A 20,411-nucleotide genomic window follows, 5' to 3' on the forward strand; every position below is an offset into this window, starting at 1 on the left:
GGTTGTCGTCCCTGAAAGCTTTTAGCGGAATAACCAAGTCAACGGCAGGATTGACCAAAACTTTAGAGGCTGCGGGCCAAATTTGTTTCCGGCCGGAACCGATGAGCTTGCCGCCCGGACACGCCCTGCGGCGCTGAAAAATCAGGCCGAGAGCGACTGGCGGATGATGCGCGAAAGCTTCTCCGCATAATGCGGATCGGTCGCATAGCCGGCGCGCTGCAGCCCATAGGCGAAGCCGTGGGCATCCTGGGCGCTGGCCAGTACCTTCTCGTAGCGCGGATTGCTGCGCAGCAAGTTGGCGTAATCCTTGAAGGCATCCGCATAGGAATCATAGGCGCGGAATTTCTCCACGCGCTTCTGCGGTTTGCCGTTGATGTATTCGATGGTGGTGGCTTCGACCACCTTGCCGGTCCAGTTGCCGGTGGCCTTGATGCCGAACAGGTTGTGCGCCGAGCGGCCATCGCGCGTGACGATTTCCTTCTTGCCCCAGCCGGTTTCCAGCGCGGCCTGCGCCAGCATGAACTTGGCCGGAATGCCGGTCATCTTGCTGGCCATTTCGGCGTCGGCCTGCAGGCGGTTCTGGAAGGCTTCGACGTGGGCCGGCTTGTTGGAATTGCGGCGCTGCTTGTTGCGGCCATCCTGGTCCGTACTCTCCGCCGCCTGCTGGCTGGCGAAGCTCTGGATGAACTTGGCGCGGTCGGCATCGCTCATGTCCTTGACCAGCGGAATGCCCATCGGCAGGCCCTCCTCGCCCGGCAAGGGACTGCCTTCCAGGTCCTGCGCGTCCGGCAGTTTCTTGGGCAGCGAGGCCGAGAGCTGGCGCGTCAGCACGTCAGCCAGGCCCACGCCGCGCTGGGCCAGGCTCTGGCTCAGTTGCTGGTCCAGCATGGAGGTAAACATCTTGGTCTGTTCGTTGTCGAACGGGCCGTTCTGCGGGGTGGCATCCCGCATGCTCTTCATCACCATGTTCAGGAACAGCGCCTCGAATTGCTTGGCTGCGCCCTTGACGGACTCCGGCGTGTTCTGCTTGGCAGCCTCACGCAGGCCGTTCAGCCCATTCGCATCGACGGCAAGTCCCTCGGTCGGATTGGATGGGTTGATCTTGTTGAGCATGGATTACCTTGGAGGAAAGCGTTGGGTGTCGGATCAGTCCGGAGCGTCAGATCACTTCGAGTTCTGCGCGCAGCGAACCGGCCGCCTTCATGGCCTGCAGGATGGCCAGCAAGTCCTGCGGCGTGGCACCGATGGCATTGAGCGCCTTGACCACATCGGACAGCGAGGCGCCGCCCTTCAACAGCATGACCTTGCCCGGCTCCTTGTTGATCGAGACCTGGGCATTCTGCACGCCCGCGGTCTGGCCACCGGCCAGGGCATTGGGCTGGCTGACGGCATTGTCGGCCTGGATCACCACCGACAGGTTGCCGTGCGAGACCGCGCAGGTATCGAGCATCACGCTCTGGTTCATCACCACCGAGCCGGTACGGGCATTCAGGATCACCTTGGCGGCCAGCTTGCCGGGGGTGACATCGACGTTTTCGAGCGCGCCGAGGAAGGCCACGCGGTCGCCGCTGGAGATCGGTGCGCGCACCCGGATCACGCGGCCATCCTGGGCCACGGCGGTGTCGCTGCCAAAACGCTTGTTGAGCGCATCGACCACCCGGCTGGCGGTCGAGAAATCATTGTCGTTCAGTTCCAGCATCACCATGTCGCCGCCACCGAGGGAACTGGGCACCGCCCGTTCCACGGTCGCACCGCCCGAGATGCGGCCTGCCGACAGCTGGTTGATGACGGTGCTGCTGCCGGCAGCCGAACCTCCGGCACCACCGACCACGATGTTGCCCTGGGCGATGGCATAGATCTGGCCGTCCGCACCCTTCAGGGGAGCCATCAGCAGCGTGCCGCCGCGAATGCTCTTGGCGTTGCCGATGGAAGAAACCGTCACGTCAATCAGCTGGCCCGGCTGCGCGAAGGCCGGCAAAGTCGCCGTCACCATCGCTGCCGCCACGTTCTTCAGCTGCATGTTGCTGCTGGTGCCGCTGGGCACGTTCACGCCCAGTTGCTGCAGCATGCTCACCACGCTCTGCACCGTAAAGGGTGTCTGTGTGGTCTGGTCACCGCTGCCGTCAAGACCTACCACCAGCCCGTAACCTACCAGCTGGTTCTGACGCACGCCCTGGATGCTGGCCAGGTCCTTGAGGCGCTCGGCGTGGGCCGGCGCAGCAGCGGCCACGCACAGTGCGGCCACGGCAGCAGCTGACAGGAGCTTGCTGCCCATCCTGATCATGTCCATGGCGAAAAATCCTTTCCGGGTCATTGCACTACTCCACATCAGAAAGGAGAAACGCTGAAGAAGAAACGGCCCAGCGAGGACATGAAGTCAGCCATGTCGACGCGGGTATTGGTACGGTATTCGACCTTGGCGTCAGCCACCAGGGTAGACGAAACGGTGTTGCCGGTCTGGATGTTGTCGGGGCTGACGGTGCCGGAGAAGCGGACATATTCCACGCCCTTGTCCAGCGCCACCTGCTTTTCACCCGAGACCACCAGGTTGCCGTTGGGGAGCACTTCCACCACGGTCACGCCGATGGTGCCGGTGAAGGTGTTGCTGGAGCTGGTGGCGCCCTTGTCCTCGAATTTGGAGGACGAGGTACCGGAGGCGGACAACTCCTTGATGGATGTGCCGAAGATGGTCGGTGCCGGCGAGGCTACCGTGCCTGTCTTGCTGGCCGAACTCCCGGCCGACTTGACGGCACTGGTCTTTTCGTTGATGACGATGGTGATGGTGTCACCCACCAGGCGCGCGCGACGGTCTTCCAGCAACGGCCGGTAGACCGCCGACTGGAAGATCGCGCCCGAGGTCGGCGGCGCATAGGAAGCCGGTTGCGGACGCGCCGTCTTCGGCCCGGTCACGATACTGTCCGGCACGGTGGTGCAGGCGCTCACGCCCAACACGCCCACGATGGTGGCCAATTTCAGCATGCTTTTCATCATTGCCTCGTCCTTCTTCTGCTACCGACTGCCTTGTTCAAAAACCACTGCACGACTGCATTACAGCTGCGAAATCTTGGCCAGCATCTGGTCGGAAGTGGTGATGGCCTTGCTGTTGATTTCGTAGGCGCGCTGGGTCTGGATCATGTTCACCAGTTCTTCCACCACGTTCACGTTGGAGGTTTCCACATAACCCTGCCACAGGGCACCGGCACCGTTGGTGCCCGGGGTGTTCGGGTTCGGGGTACCGGAAGCGGCGGTTTCCACGTACAGGTTCTCGCCACGGCTTTCCAGACCAGCCGGGTTGATGAAGGTGGCGACCTGGATGGTGCCGATCTGGGTGGTGGCGGTCGAACCGGCCTGCATGATCGAGACGGTACCGTCACGGCCCACGGTCAGCTTGGTGGTGTTGAGCGGAATGGTGATCGGCGGCTGCAGCGTATAGCCGCTGGAGGTCACCATCTGACCCTGGCTGTCGGTCTGGAAGGAACCGTCGCGGGTATAGGCGGTGGTGCCGTCCGGCAGCAGGATCTGGAAGAAGCCGTTGCCCTGAATCGCCAGATCCTTGTCATTGTTGGTCTGGTTGACGTTGCCTTGGGTGAAGATACGTTCGGTGGCGACCGGACGCACGCCGGTACCGATCTGCAGGCCCGAGGGCAATTGCGTCTGCTGCGAGGACTGGGCACCGGGCTGGCGCACGGTCTGGTACAGCAGGTCTTCGAACACGGCGCGCGAACGCTTGAAACCGTTGGTGCTGACGTTGGCCAGGTTGTTGGAGATCACGTCCAGTTGCGTCTGTTGCGCATCCAGGCCGGTCTTGGAAATCCACAGGGAACGAATCATTTGTTTCTCCGGTAATCAGCGCTTGCGCTGCGGGTGCATCGGTGAGGTCAGGTGCGTGAGCAGCATCAAGACAGCGACAGGATCGTGGTCGCCTTGGTGGAATCACTTTCGGCGGTCTGGATCACTTTCATGTTCATTTCGAACTGGCGCGACAGGTTGATCATGTTGACCATCGCTTCCACCACGTTCACGTTGCTGCCTTCGACCGCACCGCTGGCCAGGCGCACATTGGCGTCGGGCTGGGCGGCACCGGTGATGGTGCGGAACAGGCCGTCGTCGCCGCGTTTCAGGTTCTTCTCGTCCGGGTTGACCAGCTTGATGCGGCCCAGCACGTTGACCGCATTGGGGATGCCGTTGGTCGGGATCGACGACACCGTGCCGTCAGCCGCGATGGCCACGGTGGTATCGGGCGGAATCGTGATCGGACCGCCGTCACCCTGCACGGACTGGCCGTTCTGGGTCTGCAGGATGCCGTTCTCGTTGATCTTGAAGCTGCCGTTGCGGGTGTAGGCTTCGCCGCCATCGGCGGTCTGCACCGCGATCCAGCCACGGCCCTGAATGGCCACATCCAGCGCACGGCCGGTGTCCTGGATCGGACCCTGCGAAAAATCATTGCCTGCGGTGGAGTCCACCACGAAAGCACGCGTCGGCAAGCCCTGCCCCACCACCGGTGCCGAACGGAAGGTATTCAATTGGGCACGAAAGCCCGTGGTCGTGGCATTGGCCAGGTTGTTGCTGGCGCTGGCTTGCTGCTCAAGCGTGTGCTTGGCGCCCGACATCGCTGTATAGACCAGACGATCCATATCACCCCTTAGTGGTGGCACCCATCCCTGGCACCACCGGTTGAAACCGGCCACCGGCGACGCCGGCAGCCTTGAAGCAGGCGCGCCGCAAGGCGCGCCGGATCACCCTGTTAACGCAGGCTGACCAGGGTCTGCAGCACGGTATCCTGCACCTTGATGGTCTGCGAGTTGGCCTGGTAGACACGCTGGGCCACGATCATGTTGACCAGCTCGGCGGTCAGGTCGACGTTGGAGTCTTCCACCGCACGGGCCTGCAGGGTACCGAAGGTACCGGTGGTCGGCTTGCCCACCAGCGGGCTGCCGGCGGCCGCCGTGGCGGAGTACAGGTTGTTGCCCAGCGGCTGCAGGCCGTTGGGGTTGGCGAAATTGACCAGCACCACGCTGCCCAGATTCTTGGTCTGCTGGTTGCTGTAGGAACCGACGATGGTACCGTCCTTGTCGATCGAGAAGCTCGACAGGGTGCCCGGGGGCATGCCGTTCTGGCTCTGCGCCAGGTTGACGAAGGCCGAACCGGTCTGGGTCGAGCCGGTGTAGCTCAGCGCGATGGTGCTGGCGAAGTTGCCGCCGGCCTTGGCGATGCCGGGATTGGTGCCAGCAGTGGTCAAGTCGATGGTCATCGCGCCACCCGAAGTCAGTGTCCCGGTCGAGTCGAACACCATTGAACCCAGCTTCAAGGGCGTAGTGCCGCCTGAGGTAGTGGTCAGCGTAGTGCCATCGACGGTGGCATAGACGTCCCACGTGGTCGTGGGCGGCGTGCCGGTCGGCGTGTTCTTGACATAGAAAGTCTGGACGCTATAGGGGTTGCCCAAGCTGTCGTAGATGGTCACACCGGTCGAGTTGTTGTACGAGGTCGGGTCGGTGGCGCTGAAGGTGGTCGTGGTCGGCACGGTCACGCGCGAATCCAGGTTGACCTTGGTGCTGATCGTGGTGGTGGCGGTGGCCGGGATCGAGGAGGTATCAATCTGCAGCCGCACCGGATCGCCACCGGTCACACCGGCTGCATAACCCATCAGGAAGGCCCCGTTCATGCTGGGGTTGACGATGTAGCCGTTCTTGTCGAGCTGGAACTGGCCATTGCGCCCGTACATCGGCGACAGGTCGCTGGAGCTGGCGGCCAACTGGAAGAACCCGTCACCATTGATGGCGATATCCAGCGGGTTGTTGGACGACGTGATATTGCCCTGGGTGAACTGTTGCGCCACATTGGCGACTGTCACACCGATACCGACCGGCGAATTGCCGGAACGGTTCATGGAATTGGCGTACATGTCGGCAAACTGCGTCTGCGACTGCTTGAAACCCACCGTGCTGGCGTTGGCCACGTTATTACCGATGACGTCCAGGCTCTTGGCTGCGCCGTTCAGTCCGCTCAGACCTTGCTGAAAACTCATGAGATATCCCCTTGTTCCGAATGTTGTCGGTAATGACGATTAAAGAATTTGCACGACGTCGGTCGGCTTGATGGTGCCGACATTGGTGACGTTGAGCTTGACGCCGTCCGACGCAGTCGAGACGCTGGAAACGGTACCGAACGACAGGGTCGAAGCGGTGACTGCAGTGCCGTTGTTGGAGGCACTGACGGTGAAGGTGTAATTGCCGTCGGCCACCTTGCCGCCGGTATCGTTGGAGCCGTCCCAGATCACCGGCACCACGCCGGCGGCCTGGGTGCCCAAGTCGGTGGTGTGCACCACGGCGCCCGAGGAATCCTTGATGGTGACCACCACGGACGAGGCGGTACCGGACAGATTCACGCCGAACACCGCCTTCTGGCTGGTGGTTTCCGTACCGCTGGCATCCTTGGTGGTATCGCTGGTCAGCTGGATGCTGTTGCCCGGGGCCAGCACGCTGTGGCCGATCATGTTGGCGGTCGACAGCGCCTGCGAGGAATTGAGGTTGCTCATCAGCGTGGACAGCGAATCGTTCAGCTGGCTGATGCCCGTGACCGTCGACAACTGTGCCATCTGGGTAGTCAGCTGCGAGTTGTCCATCGGGTTGCTGGGGTCCTGGTTCTTCATCTGCGCGATCAACAGCGTCAGGAAGCGGTTCTGGATCGCGTCCGGGCTGTTGTTGTCCAGGCTGGAAGAGCTGGTGGTGGTGGACGAGCTGCTGCTCGTGCCATTCATTGCGGTGAGCAGATCACTGGAGACGATTGCCATGATTCAGGTCCTGGTTATTGGCCGATGGTGAGGGTCTTGACGAGCATGGCCTTGGCCGTGTTCATCGTTTCCACATTGGTCTGGTAAGAGCGGGAGGCCGAGATCATGTTGACCATTTCCTCGACCGGATTGACGTTGGGCATGGCGACGTAGCCATTGCCATCGGCCATGGGATGCTTGGGGTCGTAGACCAGCTTGGGCGGGGCCTGATTCTCGACCACGGCCGCCACTTTCACGCCGCTGTCCTTGACGCTGCCCACCGGAATGGCTTCGAACACCACCTGCTTGGCCTTGTAGGGCGTGCCATCGGGGCTGGTCGCGCTGTCGGCGTTGGCGATGTTGCTGGCCGTGGCGTTGAGGCGCTGTGCCTGGGCGCTCATGGCCGAGCCGGCGACGTTGAAGATGTTGGAAAGAGACATGTTTATCAGCCCGGTTGGATAGCGTTCAGCATGGCCTTGATCTGGCCGTTCACGGAGGTGACGCCGGCTTCGTAGCGGATGCCGTTGTCCAGGAATTCATTGCGCTCCACATCCATATCGACCGTATTGCCGTCCACGCTGCCCTGGGCCGGCGTGCGGTACTGCAAAGCGGTGCCGCCGATGCTGCCCGGACCGTTGTCGGGCGCAGTGCCGGCCACGTGGGTGGCAGCGGTGCGCTCCAGCTGCAGCGGCGGGATCGTGTTGGACTTGCTGTCCAGCGCATTCTTGAGCGCGTCGGCAAAGTTGACGTCACGCGCCTTGTAGTTGGGCGTGTCCGCGTTGGCGATGTTGGACGCCAGCACCTGCTGGCGCTGCGACCGCAGGTTCAGCGCCATCTCGTTGAAACGGAAATAATCGTCGAGCTTAGAGACCATCAGGTCCTCCGGAAGTACCAGCGCCCCCCTGTCCTGCCCGGCCGGTTGCCGGGCCGCTTGCGGACTGCGCCGATGATGGAATTACGTAGGCTTGATCATACGTTCGCACCCCGAACTCTAAGGGGCGATAAAGAGAGAAAAGCCTCCCCTGTTTGCCCTTTTGACCTCGCGCGCGCGACGTACCATGAGTGCCAAGATTCGCCTATGCCCTGCGGGCAAGTTGCACAAAATGAAACACGCTTTCCGCGCCCTGCGCCGCACTTTCGCCGTCCTGTCCTTGCTTGCAGCCGGCCTGGGGGCGACTGCGCCTGCACTCGCCCAGAACGACCCCAACTCCCCCCAAAAGCAGGACTTGCAAGCCTTGCAACAAGTGGCGGAGCAATTCCTGAAAAGCCAGACCTTGGGCCTGCCCGGCAGCGTCACGGTCACCATCGATCCGGCCGATGCACGCCTGACGCTGGCGGCCTGTCTTGAACCGCAAGCCTTCATGCCCAATGGCGGCCGCCTGTTCGGCCGCACCACGGTCGGCATCAAGTGCGTGGCCCCCTCCCCCTGGACCATCTACCTGCGCGCCAACGTGCAGGTGATCTCGGATTACCTGGTCGCCGCGGTCCCGCTGGCCCAGGGCCAGACCATCAGCGCCAGCGACATCACGCGCATTCGCGGCGACATGTCGGCGCTGCCCAGCGGCGTGATCACCGAAGAATCACAGGTCATCGGCCGCGTCGCCAACATGTCGCTGCGCGCCGGTACGCCGCTGCGCCTCGACACCATCCGCAACCAGCGCGTGGTGCAGCAAGGCCAGGCGGTACGGGTCGTATCGATCGGTCCGGGCTTCCAGATTTCCACCGAAGCGCGCGCCCTGACCAATGCCAACGAAGGCCAGATGGCCCAGGCCCGGACGGCGGCCGGCCAGGTGGTGAGCGGTATTGCCAAAGCGGGCGGGATTCTGGAAATCAACTATTGAGCCGGTGGCCGCGGTTTCTCTATTGATATGAAGCAATTTCCCGCAGGGCAAGTCCTGCGCGGAACGCAGCGGATCGCCCGGACAGGAATATGAAGAAAAGTACCCGAATTCAGCTTAATTCAGGTGCGGGAATGTTAAAGTTTGCCCAGAACTGGTCGATAATCCATACGACAGGCGGGTGCGAAGCGCCCCCACCCTACAAGGAATACTGCCGTGAACGTTAACGACGCCCTCAAATCTGCTGCCCTCAACACCGAGCAGACGCAAACGCAGACCCGCAACACGACTGCCGCCAATCCTGCGGGCACCGACCCGGCCGCCACCAAAGCGGCTTCGGACAGCGTGCGCTTGTCCAGCACCTATCAGGCGCTGGAAACCAAGGACACCAAAAACGGCGGTTTCAATGCCGAAAAAGTGGAAAAGCTGAAAGCGGCCATCGCCAACGGCACTTTCCAGATCGATGCCGACAAGATCGCCGACGGCGTGATCGATACTGTCAAGAATCTCATCAGCGCCCGCCCGGCCTGATTCCCGTTTTACCGCTCAGAGGATCTTTCGCATGAATCCGGCCAGCAACCTGTCCCTGGAACACGCCGCGCTGTCGCGCCTGGTGGAAAAACTGAGCCAGGAACAGGCACTGCTGGCGGAAGCCACCGCCGAAGGCCTGACCGACATCATTACCGAAAAGGCCGCTATCGTTGCTGAAATGTCCACGCTGGCCGGCAATCGCCACGCGCTGCTGGGCAGCCTCGGCTACAGTGCAGATGAAAGCGGCATGCAACAGTGGATGAATGAGCAAGCCAGCGACGCTGACCGCGAGATCTGGGCCAGCCTGTTCGAACTGGCGCAGGACGCCAAGGAACTGAACCGCGTCAATGGCCTGCTGATTGGCAAGAAGCTCTCCATCAATCAGAGCGCCCTGACCATCCTGCAAGGCAAGACCGGCACCGGCAATTTCTATGGCCCGGACGGCCAGAACAGCATCCGATCCTCGGGACGCCGTCTGGGCGTGGTATAAGTTTCAGCCGCTTCCCGCTCACGGAAGCACAGCAAGATCGCATCAACAAAAAGCCCGGCATTTGCCGGGCTTTGTCGTTAACGAGTCCTGCGTCCTCTCTCGGATCTGCGCCCTGAAGGCAGGCAGCCTCAGGCCACCCCGCTCCAGGAATGCTCGCGCAGATACGAACGCATGCGCGAGATCGCCTGGCTGTGCAACTGGCACACGCGCGATTCGGAAACGCCCATGACGGCGCCGATTTCCTTGAGGTTCATTTCCTGCTCGTAGTAGAGCGCCATCAGGATCTGCTCACGCTCGGGCAAGGCCTTGATGGAATCCACCACGGCTTCGCGGAAACCGCCATTGATCAGGCTCTGCAGCGGATCATCCTCGCCGTCGCCGGTCTGGTAGCGGTCCAGGAAGTGTTCGTGGCCGCCATCGTCGTCGTGGAAATCTTCGTAATAGATCAACTGGTGGCCGCCGCAGTCGGTCAGCAGCGACTGATACTCGGCCAGGCTGATCTTCATGTGCTGCGCCACTTCCGCTTCTTGCGGCTGGCGGCCCAGTTGCTGCAGCAGGGACTGCATGGCTTCCTCCACCTTGCGCGCATTCTGGCGGATGCTGCGCGGCAGCCAGTCGCTGCTGCGCAGCTCATCCAGCATGGCACCACGGATACGCTGCACGGCGTAGGTCTCGAACTGCGCGCCATGGGTTTCCTCGTAGCGGTTGACGGCGTCGAGCAAGCCCATCATGCCGGCCTGGATCAGGTCGTCCACCTCTACGCTGGGGGGCAGCTTGGCCTTGAGCTGATGCGCCAGTTTCTTGACCAGCGGCGCATGCTGCTCCAGTACGTCGTTCTTGCCCTTTTTTCCCTTGACGTTATACATGCACGTCACACTCCCAGACTGGCGCCGTCGGTGGCCATCCCGTAGCTGCTGCGGGCCGCATCCGGACCGGCGGTGAAGCGCTTGGACAGGCGCTGGAAGGCCAGCGCGGCACCGGCAAAGGGAAACACGTCCATCACCGCCCGCCCCTGTCCGGTGGCGCGGCGAATATGGTCATCCGCCGGAATCGCGCCGATGAAATTGAGCTGCGCCGCCAGGTAGCGGCTGGCCGCTTGGGCCATGTTGGCGTAGACGGTACGGGCTTCGGCTTCGGTGGCATCGTTGACGATGAGACTGAAAGGACGGCGACCGATGCGGTCGCTCAGGCTCTTGAGGAGCACATAAGCCGCCTTGATCGAAGACGCCGTAGTCGAGACCTGGATCACGATCTCACCCATTTCCATGGTCGGCACAGGCAGCGACAGGTCGCGTGCCAGCACGCCATTGACCAGTGTGATCTCGGCCTGCTCGATGAGGCTGTCGAAGATCTCCGCCAGACGGCCGGCATGCGGATCGGTCGCCGAGGGCACGTTGCGGCGGGCGATGCGCGCCATCGAAAAACCTTCCGGCAGGAGCCGTGTGGCTTCCGCCATGGGACGCTCCATGCGCGCTACTTCCTGCAGCGTCGCCACGTCGTGACGCAGGCCGATGCGGGTCAGCAGACCGGTTGTGGCCACGTCGCCATCCACCACCAGCACGCTGTGCTTGGCCTGTGACAGTGACGCCGCCAGATTGATGAGCATGGCACTCTTCTCTTCCTCACCCAGCACCGAGAAGAAGGTGAACAGCCTGGGCACCGGACGCTCCAGCATCCGGCGCAACCCTGCTGCCTGGTCGATATCGTAACTAGCCAAAGCTCACCTCACGCAGTCCCCGGTCATTCATGGACATGGCAGTAGGACCGATCACGCCCGGCAACTCACCTTCCTGGAATTCGAAAGGGGCCGTTTCACGCTTCTGCTTGAAGGCACGGTCGGCGAGATAAAGCTTGTTGGCCACGTGCAGGTCTTCCGGCACGCGCTGGCCATTGGCCACGTAATGCAGGTTGAGCTTGTGGCGGATCACCACATCCAGCACGTTGCCGATGGTGGCGGCTTCGTCCAGCTTGGTGATGATGCAGCCGGCCAGCCCGGAGCTGGAATAGGCATGTACCACTTCATTGAGCGTACCGCCGGTGGCGGTGGCATTGAGGCACAGCAGGCGCTTGATGTCCACGCCGGCACCGGCCAGCATGGCGTCCTGCTCGGCCACCATCTGGTCGCGCTGGCCGACACCGGCGGTATCGATCAGTACGGTGTGCTTGCCCTTGAGCTCTTCCAGGGCGATGCGCAGGTCGGTCTCATCCTTGACCGAGTGCACCATCACACCCAGGATCTTGCCGTAGATGCGCAGTTGTTCGTAACCACCGATACGGTAGCCGTCGGTCGTGATCAGGGCCAGCTTGCCGGAGCCGTGGCGCATCACGCAGCGCGCCGCCAGCTTGGCGGTGGTGGTGGTCTTGCCAACGCCAGTGGGGCCGACCAGCGCGAAGACGCCGCCGTTTTCCAGCAGTTCGTTTTCGTTGGCCAGGGTATTGAGATTGCGCGCCAGCACCGACTTGACCCAGAACATGATGTCCTGCGACTTGGAGTTGGCAGGCAGGTTTTCGGTGATCAGGCGCGACAGGCTGGCCGAGAAGCCGGCCGCCAGCATTTCCTTCAGTACCACGCCCTTGAGCGGATCGCGTTTCTGCGTACCGCCCCAGGAAATCTCGGCCAGCTGGGTTTCCAGCACGCCGCGCATGGAGCGGATCTCGCTCATGACTTCGGAAAGGATTTCGTCGTAGTCCTTGCCATCGAATTCAGGCAGGGCCGAACGTGGACGCTGGTCATGTTCACCAGATTCCTGCGCCTGCTGGGCCGAGGCCGGACGGCCACCGGCCTCCTGCTCCGCACGGCGGCTGCGCCAGACGCGGGCATCGCTGGCCGGAGCAGCTTCCACCGGGCGCGCAGGCGCGCGGCCGTGGGCCGGCTGGTCCAGCAATGGCGCATGCTCGGGGCGCGCGGCGCGGGGCGGCTGCTGGGCCAGCGGCGACGACAGCAGCGCCGGACGCTTGGCCTGCTGTGCGTTCGGCGCACCGGACTGCTGCTGCAGCGAGGCCGCCTGCGGGCGAGCATTGGGGTCGCGCGCGCCGGTCGGGGCCACCAGGGTGGTCATGTCCTCGTTGGCCATGGCCAGGATCTCCACCCCGTCAGGAATATTGCGGTTGGAGAGAATGACGGCATCCGGGCCAAGCGCCTCGCGCACCTGACGCCAGGCCTCGCGAGAAGAATTGGCGATAAATTTCTTGACGTTCATGCTTGCCCTCCAACTAGGCTGGTAACTTTAATCGTTTTCGACTCGGGTACTTCAGCGTGCGACAGCACGCGCAACTGCGGCATGGCGCGGCGCAGGAAGCGCGCCAGCAAGGTCCGCAGCGGTGCGCCGACCAGCAGCACGGGCGACAGGCCCATCTGCTCCTGGCGCTGCGCCGCCATTTCGGTCTGCTGCACCAGCGAATCGGCCAGGCCCGGCTCGATGCCGCCGGTGTCGCCACTGGCCTGCAGTGCCTGCATGAGCAGGCGTTCGAGCTTGGAATCGAGGGCCATGACGGCCAGCTCGCTCTCGCCCGGGAAAATCTGTTGCACGATGGCGCGTCCCAGCGCAATCCGTACAATCGCCGTCAGGTCGGTCGGATCCTGAATGCGGGCGGCGTGTTCGGCCAATGTTTCGATGATAGTGCGCATATCGCGGATATGCACGCCTTCCAGCAAGAGGTTCTGCAAGACCTTCTGCAGCGTGCCCAGCGGCAGCATCTTGGGCACCAGGTCTTCCACCAGCTTGGGGGCTTCCTTGGCCAGGTGATCCAGCAGGCTCTGCACTTCCTGGCGGCCCAGCAGCTCGGCCGCGTGCGTGGTGATGAGGTGATTCAGGTGCGTCGCCACCACGGTACCGGCATCGACCACGGTGTAACCCATGGTGGAAGCCTGTTCGCGCAGGCTGCTGTCGATCCACACGGCCGGCAGGCCGAAAGCGGGATCGGAGGTCATCATCCCTGGCAGCGGACCAGTCACCATGCCCGGATTGATGGCCAAGTACTGGCCGGCATGCGCCTCGCCGTTGCCCACTTCCACACCCTTCAGGGTGATGCGGTAGGCCGACGGCTTCAGTTCCAGGTTGTCGCGGATGTGAATCGGCGGCGACAGGAAACCGACTTCCTGGGCGAATTTCTTGCGGATGCCCTTGATGCGCTTGAGCAGTTCGCCACCCTGCCCCTTGTCAACCAGCGGGATGAGGCGATAGCCGACTTCCAGGCCCAGGGTATCGACCGGCATGACGTCGTTCCAGGTCGCCTCTTCCGCTTCCGAGGGCGCAGCTGCGGCGGCAGCGGCCTGCGGAGTGGCCGCGGCGGCTTCGGCCTTGGCCGTTTGCACCCGCTTGCTGATGGCGTAGGCACCGCCGGCCATGGCCGCAGCCAGCAGCAGGAAGGCGATGTGCGGCATGCCCGGGATCAGGCCCATGCCGCCGATGATGACGGCGGTAATGTAGAGCACTTCCGGCTTGGCGAAGAGCTGATTGATCAGCTGCCCGCCGACGTCCTGGTCGTTGGCCACGCGCGAGACCACTACACCGGCGGCGGTCGAGATGATCAGCGAAGGGATCTGCGCCACCAGGCCGTCACCGATGGCCAGCAGCGTGTAGTTCTTCAGCGCGGCATCGAAGGCCAGGTCGTGCTGCACCATGCCCACCACCAGGCCGCCGACGATGTTGACCACCGTCACGATGATGCCGGCCACGGCATCGCCGCGCACGTACTTGGAGGCACCGTCCATGGCCCCGTAGAACTCGGATTCCTGCGCCACTTCCTTGCGGCGGGCGCGGGCTTCGGGTTCACCGATCATGCCGGCGTTGAGGTCGGCGTCGATCGCCATCTGCTTGCCGGGCATGGCGTCCAGGGTGAAGCGCGCGCCCACTTCGGCAATACGGCCGGCACCCTTGGTCACCACCATGAAGTTGATGATGGTCAGGATCACGAACACCACGATACCGACGGTGTAGTTGCCGCCGATCAGGAAGTGGCCGAAGGCTTCGATCACCTTGCCGGCCGCATCCGGACCGGTGTGGCCTTCGGTCAGCACCACCCGGGTGGAGGCCACGTTCAGTGACAGGCGCAGCATGGTCGACACCAGCAGAACCGCCGGGAAGGCGATGAAGTCCAGCGGCTTGACGGTGTACAGCGCAGTCATCAGCACGATCACCGACAGCGAGATGTTGAAGCTGAACAGCAGATCCAGCATGAAAGCCGGCAGCGGCAACACCATCATCGCCAGCATCATGACGATCAGGATCGGGGCCGCCAGCGCCCGGCCGCTCTTGAGCGGGACCCAGGCCGGGATTTTCATGGTATTGAGTTTGGTTGCCATCGTTACTGCCTGTTTCTATTCTTGGGGCCGCGAGGCTTCTTGGGCGCAGTGGCCGGATCAAGGTCCTTGGGCACGTTCAGTTCGGTCGGTTCCACCGGACGGTTGCCGCCGAACTGACCGAAGGTACGCAACTGGAACACGTAGGCCAGCACTTCGGCCACGGCGGTGTAGAGCGCTTCGGGAATCTCGTCGCCGATCTCGGTATGGGCGTGCAGCGCACGTGCCAGCGGCGGCGCTTCCAGCAACGGCACCTTGTGCTCGCGTGCCAGTTCGCGAATCTTGGCGGCGACGTCGTCGGCGCCCTTGGCCACCACCTTGGGCGCGCCCATCTTGCCTTCGGTGTACTTCAGGGCGACCGCGAAGTGGGTCGGGTTGGTCACCACCACATCGGCGGTCGGCACTTCGGCCATCATGCGGCGGCGGGCCATGGCGCGCTGCATCGCGCGAATCTTGCCCTTGATGTGCGGATCGCCTTCGGATTCCTTGTGTTCCTGCTTGACCTCTTCGCGCGTCATGCGCAGCTTGCGGCCGTAATTCCAGATCTGATAAGGCACGTCCAGCGCCGCGATCAGGATCAGCGCCGAGACCATGGTGATGAAGCTGATCCACAGCAGCTGCGCGGCATGTGAACCGGCGGTCTTGAGCGATTCCACGCCCAGGCCCATGACGGCATCGAGCTGGCTGCGGATGGCGATCCAGGCCACGGTACCGACCAGCAGCGTCTTGAGCACCGCCTTGCCCAGTTCGACCAGGGAATTGATCGAGAACATGTTGGCGAAGCCGCTGATGGGATTGAGCTTGCTGAATTTGGGCGCCAGCGAATCGACGTTGAACAGCCAGCCGCCCAGCATCAGCGGCGCGGCCATGGCGGCCAGGGTCATCAGGAAGGCCAGCGGGATCATGGAAACGGCCACATCCAGCATATGGGCACTGAGCATGTCGAACAGCAGCACCGGGTCGAAGGCGGCCGCCCGTTCGAAGGTCAGGGTCGCCACCATGATGCGATCCAGGGCGGTCACTACGGGGCCGCTGAAAAGCCAGACACAGCTGCCGCCGACCAGCAGCATCAAGGTCGTGGCCAATTCGCGCGAACGCGGGACATCCCCCTGCTCACGGGCACGCTCAATGCGTTTGCCCGTGGCGGGTTCGGTCCGCTCCATGTCGCTGTCTTCGGCCATCCGCCGTATCCCCCTGCTAAACCGCTTTTCCGCCAGCGCCGGCGCTGGACGGATTTGTAGAACAATAGGCTAGGATTATTGGCGAGCGGCCGCCCGGATCATCAGGGGAATAGGGGCGAAAAGGTCCCCCATTTCGGACTAGGCAAAACCGCAAGGGTCTGCCTTGGACAAAACGCTGCGTATCGGGCCGTCAAAATATGAAGAAAGTCAAGCTGGACGGGCACTTGCGGCCACCCGCCCGGCCTGAAAAGCCCGCCCGGCGTGGCGTAGCGGCCACATCAAGACAAAACGCTCCGGACTTGCCTGATTGGCAAGTGCCGAAGCGTCTGTCCGGGTCGGGAGATGCGGAGAAAGCGGCTTCAGAAGCCCAGACTCTCCAGGAGGTCGTCCACCTGCCCCTGGTTGGCGATGACATCCTTGCCGGCAGGATCGATCTGGGGACCGTTGAGCAGTCCCGTATCCTCGCGCTTGGTCTCGGTGGGCGCGTAGTCCACCAGCAGCTGCACCAGTTGCGATTCCAGGTCGTGCGCCAGCTTGGTGACGCGCTTGATGACCTGGCCGGTCAGATCCTGGAAGTCCTGCGCCATCATGATGTCCAGCAGTTGCTGCTTGGTGACGCTGCTGTCTTCGCTGGTTTGGGCCAGGAAGGCGGAGGTCTTCGCCGCCAGCGCGCGGACATCGGCTTCGGCAAAACTGGCGGTAGCAGCCGCATCCCATTGCGCCTTGAGCTCGCTGGCACCTTCATTGATGCGCTCCTGCAGCGGGCTCGCCAGTTCGGTAGCGTTGAGCACGCGCTGGGCGGCCTGTTCGGTCATGCGGGCCACGTATTCCAGGCGGTCACGCGCGTCCGGCATGTCGCTGGCGGCTTTTTCCAGCAGCCGGTCGAAGCCCAGGCCGCGCAAGCTGTCGTGCAGGTTGCGCGTCATGTGGCCGATACGGACCAGCACCTCGTCGTTGACCCCGGTGCCCTCGGCGGAGGGCGTGCGAGCAGGATGAGCGGCGTTGTCCACCTCAGCCACCTGCGGCCATTTTTTCGAAGATCTTGCCCAGCTTTTCATCCAGCGTCGCCGCGGTGAAAGGCTTGACCACGTAGCCATTGGCACCGGCCTGGGCGGCGGCGACGATATTTTCCTTCTTGGCTTCGGCCGTCACCATCAGCACGGGCAGCTTGGACAGGGCCGGATCCTTGCGGATTTCCTGCAGCATGGTCAGGCCATCCATGTTGGGCATGTTCCAGTCGGAGACGACGAAGTCGAACTGGTCGCTGCGCAGTTTCTGCAGCGCCTGCACGCCGTCTTCGGCCTCGTCCACGTTGGTGTAGCCCAATTCCTTGAGCAGGTTGCGCACGATGCGGCGCATGGTCGAAAAGTCATCGACGACTAAGAACTTGGTATTGGGACCCGACATGCTAAGACTCCATCTGAACAATTGAATTCTTGATGATCGGCAAGTTGCGCAACGAACTTGAACCGACCTCTCTTTTTTACCTCAGCACGGGCGGGAGAGCCCATGCTGCCTCTTATCTGCAACGCATTGTAGTGCAGCAAAACAAAATTGGCAGAACAATAAGCGCTGAAAAATGCTTCATACCCGCAATGCGCGGCTTCCGTGTTCTGCCAGCCACGCCAGCACCCGCCCCGGCATGGATTGCAGCGACAGCACTTCGTGCGCGGCCCCGATCGCAATCGCTTCGCGCGGCATGCCGAAGACCACGCAGGATGCTTCATCCTGGGCAAAGTTGTAGGCCCCGGCATTGCGCATCTCCAGCATGCCCTGGGCACCATCCTTGCCCATGCCGGTCAGGATCACGCCGACCGCGTTCTTGCCGGCACAGGTAGCGGCCGACTGGAACAGGACATCCACCGAAGGACGATGCCGGTTCACCGGCGGGCCCTGGTCGAGCTGGGTCATGTAGTTGGCACCGCTGCGCACCAGTTTCAGGTGCGAGTGGCCCGGCGCGATGTAGGCATGGCCCGGCAGCACGCGTTCGTTGCCGGCGGACTCCACCACCGAGATCTTGCACAGGTTGTTGAGGCGCTGGGCGAAGGAGCGCGTAAAGCCCTCCGGCATGTGCTGGGTGATCAGGATGCCCGGGCAATCCGAGGGCATGCGGATCAGGAATTCCTTGATGGCTTCGGTGCCGCCGGTGGAGGCCCCGATGATGATCAGTTTTTCGCTACTGGTGAGCGGATTGCGGATCTGCGGCAAGACCTCGCCGGGCGTGGCCGCCTGCTCGGCGGCGCGCGACGGACGGGCGCGCACGCGCGCCTTGGCGGCGGCGCGGATCTTGTCGGCGATCATGTCGGCATATTCCTGCATGCCGCTCTGGATCGAGATCTTGGGCTTGGTCACGAAATCGATCGCACCCAGCTCCAGTGCACGCAGGGTGATTTCGGAGCCGCGTTCGGTCAGCGAAGACACCATCACCACCGGCATGGGGCGCAGGCGCATCAGCTTTTCCAGGAAATCCAGGCCATCCATGCGCGGCATTTCCACGTCCAGCGTCAGCACGTCCGGATTGGTCTGCTTGATCAGCTCGCGGGCAATGATCGGGTCCGGCGCCACGCCGACCACTTCCATGTCCGGCTGGCTGCCGATGATCTCGCGCATCACGCTGCGGATCAGTGCCGAATCGTCGACGATAAGAACTTTAATTTTCATCACTCAATCACTCAATCACTCAAACTCAATGTTGCAGGTTGCCCTGAGATGGGTCGGGTGTCGTCCACCCTGCCCCATCAGAACAGATCCACCTCGCCGCCGACCGGCTTGGTGACCAGCTTGCTGGCGTAGGCTTTTTCGCGGTTCACCAGGGTGTCGTTGTGCATCTGCTTCAGCTTCTTGACCAGCACCTTGCCGGTACGCGGGAAGAAGTACACCTTGCGCGGATAAATATCATTGAGGTCTTCGGCGACCACGCGGATGCCTTCGGCCTTCAGATAGCGCCGCACGAATTCGGCATTGCGCTCGCCCACGTTGATGGCCGAGAAGCCGCGCAGCACGTTGCCGCCGCCGAACACCTTGGCCTCCAGGTTCTCGCGCCGCGCGCCGGACTTGAGCACTTCGTTGATCAGCACTTCCATGGCATAGGTGCCGTAGCGCGCCGAGGCCGACACCGGGCTGCCATCGTCGCCGCCGCCATCGGGCAGCATGAAGTGATTCATGCCGCCGATGCCGGAGACGCGGTCACGGATGCAGGCCGAGACGCAGGAGCCCAGCACGGTGACGATCATCATGTCCTTGCTGGTGAAGTAGTACTCGCCCGGCAGGATCTTGGCCGCGTCGCAATCGAAAGTGCGGTCGTAGTAGAGATTGGTGGCAATCTGCTCCGAGGCGTGGCTCATTGCTTGGCCCTCACGACGCGCTGGTTGGCGTTGAGCTCATAGACCGTCTTGCCCTTGAGCTTGAGGGCGTCGGAGACATACAGGAAGTTCTCCGAGTGGCCGGCGAACAGCAAGGCGTGAGGCTTCATCAAGGGTACGAATCGGGACAGGATCTTGCTCTGGGTAGGTTTGTCGAAATAGATCATCACGTTGCGGCAGAAGATCACGTCGAACTGGCCGCTGAGGGGCCAGCCATCGCCCAGCAGGTTCAGTTGCTTGAAGGTGATCAGCTTGCGCAATTCGGGACGCACGCGCACGTAGCCTTCATGGCTGCCCTTGCCGCGCAGGAAGAACTTCTTGACGCGCTCGGGCGACATCTTCTCGATGCGCTCCATGGGATAGACGCCATTGGCACCGGTGGCCAGCACATTGGTATCGATGTCGGTGGCCACGATCTGTACGGGCGGCGTCATCGAGCCATAGGCTTCACAGGCGGTCATGGCGATGGTATAGGGTTCCTCTCCGGTGGAGGCAGCCGAACACCAGATGGTCGCGGGTTCCTTCAGGGTCTTGAGGAAGTCGGCGAGGATGGGGAAATGGTGCGCCTCGCGGAAGAACGAGGTGAGGTTGGTGGTCAGCGCATTGGTGAAGGCTTCCCACTCTTCGGAGTCGTGGGTGCGCTCCAGCATGTCCAGGTATTGCTGGAAGGAAGTGATGCCGGTGGCGCGCAGGCGTCGCGCGAGGCGACTGTAAACCATTTCCTGCTTGCTGTCGGCCAATGCGATGCCGGCCCGCTGGTAGATCAGGCCACGCACTCGCTCGAAATCACGGCTGTTGAAATCGAACTCCTTGCCGGATGATTCGCCCTTGCCTGGTACCGTCGGCTTCACTGTCTTCCCTTCCCTGGCGCAGCGCACGTCGCGGCGCTGCTTGCTATCTGTCGCCCGCCCCATCTGGGCGGACATCCCCTTGGCGCA

At 62.7% G+C, this 20,411-nt stretch carries 22 protein-coding genes; 3 read left to right on the top strand and 19 right to left on the bottom strand.

Going from position 1 to position 20,411, the window contains the following annotated elements; translation table 11 throughout:
• Positions 1-141: 141 nt before the first annotated feature.
• The 9 genes from flgJ to flgB form a co-directional block, all read right to left on the bottom strand.
• Complete coding sequence (flgJ, locus tag ACWHXP_RS09690; RefSeq protein WP_039788487.1) at positions 142-1,113, bottom strand: flagellar assembly peptidoglycan hydrolase FlgJ; 972 nt, start codon at positions 1,111-1,113, stop codon at positions 142-144.
• Between the two features lie 46 nt (positions 1,114-1,159).
• On the bottom strand, positions 1,160-2,290 hold the full coding sequence (locus tag ACWHXP_RS09695; protein WP_134135252.1) for a flagellar basal body P-ring protein FlgI: 1,131 nt from the start codon (positions 2,288-2,290) through the stop codon (positions 1,160-1,162).
• Positions 2,291-2,328: 38 nt separating this feature from the next.
• Positions 2,329-2,988, bottom strand: coding sequence for a flagellar basal body L-ring protein FlgH (locus tag ACWHXP_RS09700; RefSeq protein ID WP_489625546.1), 660 nt, complete (start codon positions 2,986-2,988; stop codon positions 2,329-2,331).
• A 60-nt stretch (positions 2,989-3,048) separates the two neighbouring features.
• On the bottom strand, positions 3,049-3,831 hold the full coding sequence (gene flgG, locus ACWHXP_RS09705; protein WP_034331590.1) for a flagellar basal-body rod protein FlgG: 783 nt from the start codon (positions 3,829-3,831) through the stop codon (positions 3,049-3,051).
• Between the two features lie 65 nt (positions 3,832-3,896).
• Positions 3,897-4,634 carry a flagellar basal-body rod protein FlgF gene (gene flgF, locus ACWHXP_RS09710; RefSeq protein WP_034331591.1) on the bottom strand — a complete coding sequence of 246 codons (738 nt, stop codon included), beginning with the start codon at positions 4,632-4,634 and terminating at the stop codon, positions 3,897-3,899.
• A gap of 110 nt (positions 4,635-4,744) precedes the next feature.
• The gene (flgE, locus tag ACWHXP_RS09715) at positions 4,745-6,025 is read right to left on the bottom strand and encodes a flagellar hook protein FlgE (protein ID WP_489633940.1); all 1,281 of its coding nucleotides are present in this window, start codon (positions 6,023-6,025) and stop codon (positions 4,745-4,747) included.
• A gap of 39 nt (positions 6,026-6,064) precedes the next feature.
• Complete coding sequence (locus tag ACWHXP_RS09720) at positions 6,065-6,790, bottom strand: flagellar hook assembly protein FlgD (RefSeq protein ID WP_489625354.1); 726 nt, start codon at positions 6,788-6,790, stop codon at positions 6,065-6,067.
• Between the two features lie 14 nt (positions 6,791-6,804).
• The gene (gene flgC / locus ACWHXP_RS09725; RefSeq protein WP_034329665.1) at positions 6,805-7,209 is read right to left on the bottom strand and encodes a flagellar basal body rod protein FlgC; all 405 of its coding nucleotides are present in this window, start codon (positions 7,207-7,209) and stop codon (positions 6,805-6,807) included.
• A gap of 5 nt (positions 7,210-7,214) precedes the next feature.
• On the bottom strand, positions 7,215-7,643 hold the full coding sequence (gene flgB / locus ACWHXP_RS09730; RefSeq protein ID WP_039788493.1) for a flagellar basal body rod protein FlgB: 429 nt from the start codon (positions 7,641-7,643) through the stop codon (positions 7,215-7,217).
• 229 nt (positions 7,644-7,872) lie between these two features.
• Here flgB and flgA point away from each other — a divergent pair, with 229 nt between their 5' ends.
• The 3 genes from flgA to ACWHXP_RS09745 all read left to right on the top strand — a co-directional run bounded on the left by flgA (position 7,873) and on the right by ACWHXP_RS09745 (position 9,628).
• Positions 7,873-8,610, top strand: a complete 738-nt coding sequence (gene flgA / locus ACWHXP_RS09735) for a flagellar basal body P-ring formation chaperone FlgA (protein WP_489633939.1) — start codon at positions 7,873-7,875, stop codon at positions 8,608-8,610.
• Positions 8,611-8,823: 213 nt separating this feature from the next.
• On the top strand, positions 8,824-9,138 hold the full coding sequence (gene flgM / locus ACWHXP_RS09740; protein ID WP_039788497.1) for a flagellar biosynthesis anti-sigma factor FlgM: 315 nt from the start codon (positions 8,824-8,826) through the stop codon (positions 9,136-9,138).
• 31 nt (positions 9,139-9,169) lie between these two features.
• Positions 9,170-9,628: a flagella synthesis protein FlgN gene (locus ACWHXP_RS09745; RefSeq protein WP_134222202.1), complete on the top strand. Its 459-nt coding sequence runs from the start codon at positions 9,170-9,172 to the stop codon at positions 9,626-9,628.
• 128 nt (positions 9,629-9,756) lie between these two features.
• On the opposite strand, the gene ACWHXP_RS09750 is transcribed toward ACWHXP_RS09745, so the two are convergent.
• The 10 genes from ACWHXP_RS09750 to ACWHXP_RS09795 form a co-directional block, all read right to left on the bottom strand.
• A complete protein-coding gene (locus ACWHXP_RS09750; protein WP_039788499.1) occupies positions 9,757-10,494 on the bottom strand; it encodes an RNA polymerase sigma factor FliA in 738 nt (245 codons plus the stop codon).
• Positions 10,495-10,499: 5 nt separating this feature from the next.
• Complete coding sequence (locus tag ACWHXP_RS09755) at positions 10,500-11,303, bottom strand: MinD/ParA family ATP-binding protein (protein WP_489635861.1); 804 nt, start codon at positions 11,301-11,303, stop codon at positions 10,500-10,502.
• Positions 11,304-11,337: 34 nt separating this feature from the next.
• Positions 11,338-12,828, bottom strand: coding sequence for a flagellar biosynthesis GTPase FlhF (flhF, locus tag ACWHXP_RS09760; RefSeq protein ID WP_489625352.1), 1,491 nt, complete (start codon positions 12,826-12,828; stop codon positions 11,338-11,340).
• Complete coding sequence (flhA, locus tag ACWHXP_RS09765; RefSeq protein ID WP_039788504.1) at positions 12,825-14,933, bottom strand: flagellar biosynthesis protein FlhA; 2,109 nt, start codon at positions 14,931-14,933, stop codon at positions 12,825-12,827. The genes flhF and flhA overlap by 4 nt, the downstream gene beginning before the upstream one ends.
• Before the next feature lie 2 nt (positions 14,934-14,935).
• Positions 14,936-16,111: a flagellar biosynthesis protein FlhB gene (gene flhB, locus ACWHXP_RS09770; protein ID WP_489625350.1), complete on the bottom strand. Its 1,176-nt coding sequence runs from the start codon at positions 16,109-16,111 to the stop codon at positions 14,936-14,938.
• Positions 16,112-16,470: 359 nt separating this feature from the next.
• The gene (gene cheZ, locus ACWHXP_RS09775; protein WP_489625349.1) at positions 16,471-17,130 is read right to left on the bottom strand and encodes a protein phosphatase CheZ; all 660 of its coding nucleotides are present in this window, start codon (positions 17,128-17,130) and stop codon (positions 16,471-16,473) included.
• On the bottom strand, positions 17,123-17,518 hold the full coding sequence (gene cheY, locus ACWHXP_RS09780; protein WP_006712751.1) for a chemotaxis response regulator CheY: 396 nt from the start codon (positions 17,516-17,518) through the stop codon (positions 17,123-17,125). Before cheY ends, cheZ begins: the two co-directional genes overlap by 8 nt.
• Before the next feature lie 177 nt (positions 17,519-17,695).
• Positions 17,696-18,772 carry a protein-glutamate methylesterase/protein-glutamine glutaminase gene (locus tag ACWHXP_RS09785; RefSeq protein ID WP_034329513.1) on the bottom strand — a complete coding sequence of 359 codons (1,077 nt, stop codon included), beginning with the start codon at positions 18,770-18,772 and terminating at the stop codon, positions 17,696-17,698.
• 77 nt (positions 18,773-18,849) lie between these two features.
• On the bottom strand, positions 18,850-19,455 hold the full coding sequence (gene cheD / locus ACWHXP_RS09790; RefSeq protein WP_088753731.1) for a chemoreceptor glutamine deamidase CheD: 606 nt from the start codon (positions 19,453-19,455) through the stop codon (positions 18,850-18,852).
• The gene (locus ACWHXP_RS09795; RefSeq protein WP_489633938.1) at positions 19,452-20,324 is read right to left on the bottom strand and encodes a CheR family methyltransferase; all 873 of its coding nucleotides are present in this window, start codon (positions 20,322-20,324) and stop codon (positions 19,452-19,454) included. The genes cheD and ACWHXP_RS09795 overlap by 4 nt, the downstream gene beginning before the upstream one ends.
• Positions 20,325-20,411: the final 87 nt, after the last annotated feature.

The organism is Herbaspirillum sp. Her2 (assembly GCF_057961375.1).

What these genes read in the sequence shown, in the direction of transcription:
- flgJ (WP_039788487.1), bottom strand. Translation starts at nt 1,113, where the DNA reads ATGCTCAACAAGATCAACCCATCCAATCCGACCGAGGGACTTGCCGTC.
- ACWHXP_RS09695 (WP_134135252.1), bottom strand. Translation starts at nt 2,290, where the DNA reads ATGGACATGATCAGGATGGGCAGCAAGCTCCTGTCAGCTGCTGCCGTG.
- ACWHXP_RS09700 (WP_489625546.1), bottom strand. Translation starts at nt 2,988, where the DNA reads ATGAAAAGCATGCTGAAATTGGCCACCATCGTGGGCGTGTTGGGCGTG.
- flgG (WP_034331590.1), bottom strand. Translation starts at nt 3,831, where the DNA reads ATGATTCGTTCCCTGTGGATTTCCAAGACCGGCCTGGATGCGCAACAG.
- flgF (WP_034331591.1), bottom strand. Translation starts at nt 4,634, where the DNA reads ATGGATCGTCTGGTCTATACAGCGATGTCGGGCGCCAAGCACACGCTT.
- flgE (WP_489633940.1), bottom strand. Translation starts at nt 6,025, where the DNA reads ATGAGTTTTCAGCAAGGTCTGAGCGGACTGAACGGCGCAGCCAAGAGC.
- ACWHXP_RS09720 (WP_489625354.1), bottom strand. Translation starts at nt 6,790, where the DNA reads ATGGCAATCGTCTCCAGTGATCTGCTCACCGCAATGAATGGCACGAGC.
- flgC (WP_034329665.1), bottom strand. Translation starts at nt 7,209, where the DNA reads ATGTCTCTTTCCAACATCTTCAACGTCGCCGGCTCGGCCATGAGCGCC.
- flgB (WP_039788493.1), bottom strand. Translation starts at nt 7,643, where the DNA reads ATGGTCTCTAAGCTCGACGATTATTTCCGTTTCAACGAGATGGCGCTG.
- flgA (WP_489633939.1), top strand. Translation starts at nt 7,873, where the DNA reads ATGAAACACGCTTTCCGCGCCCTGCGCCGCACTTTCGCCGTCCTGTCC.
- ACWHXP_RS09745 (WP_134222202.1), top strand. Translation starts at nt 9,170, where the DNA reads ATGAATCCGGCCAGCAACCTGTCCCTGGAACACGCCGCGCTGTCGCGC.
- ACWHXP_RS09750 (WP_039788499.1), bottom strand. Translation starts at nt 10,494, where the DNA reads ATGTATAACGTCAAGGGAAAAAAGGGCAAGAACGACGTACTGGAGCAG.
- ACWHXP_RS09755 (WP_489635861.1), bottom strand. Translation starts at nt 11,303, where the DNA reads ATGCTGGAGCGTCCGGTGCCCAGGCTGTTCACCTTCTTCTCGGTGCTG.
- flhF (WP_489625352.1), bottom strand. Translation starts at nt 12,828, where the DNA reads ATGAACGTCAAGAAATTTATCGCCAATTCTTCTCGCGAGGCCTGGCGT.
- flhA (WP_039788504.1), bottom strand. Translation starts at nt 14,933, where the DNA reads ATGGCAACCAAACTCAATACCATGAAAATCCCGGCCTGGGTCCCGCTC.
- flhB (WP_489625350.1), bottom strand. Translation starts at nt 16,111, where the DNA reads ATGGCCGAAGACAGCGACATGGAGCGGACCGAACCCGCCACGGGCAAA.
- cheY (WP_006712751.1), bottom strand. Translation starts at nt 17,518, where the DNA reads ATGTCGGGTCCCAATACCAAGTTCTTAGTCGTCGATGACTTTTCGACC.
- ACWHXP_RS09785 (WP_034329513.1), bottom strand. Translation starts at nt 18,772, where the DNA reads ATGAAAATTAAAGTTCTTATCGTCGACGATTCGGCACTGATCCGCAGC.
- cheD (WP_088753731.1), bottom strand. Translation starts at nt 19,455, where the DNA reads ATGAGCCACGCCTCGGAGCAGATTGCCACCAATCTCTACTACGACCGC.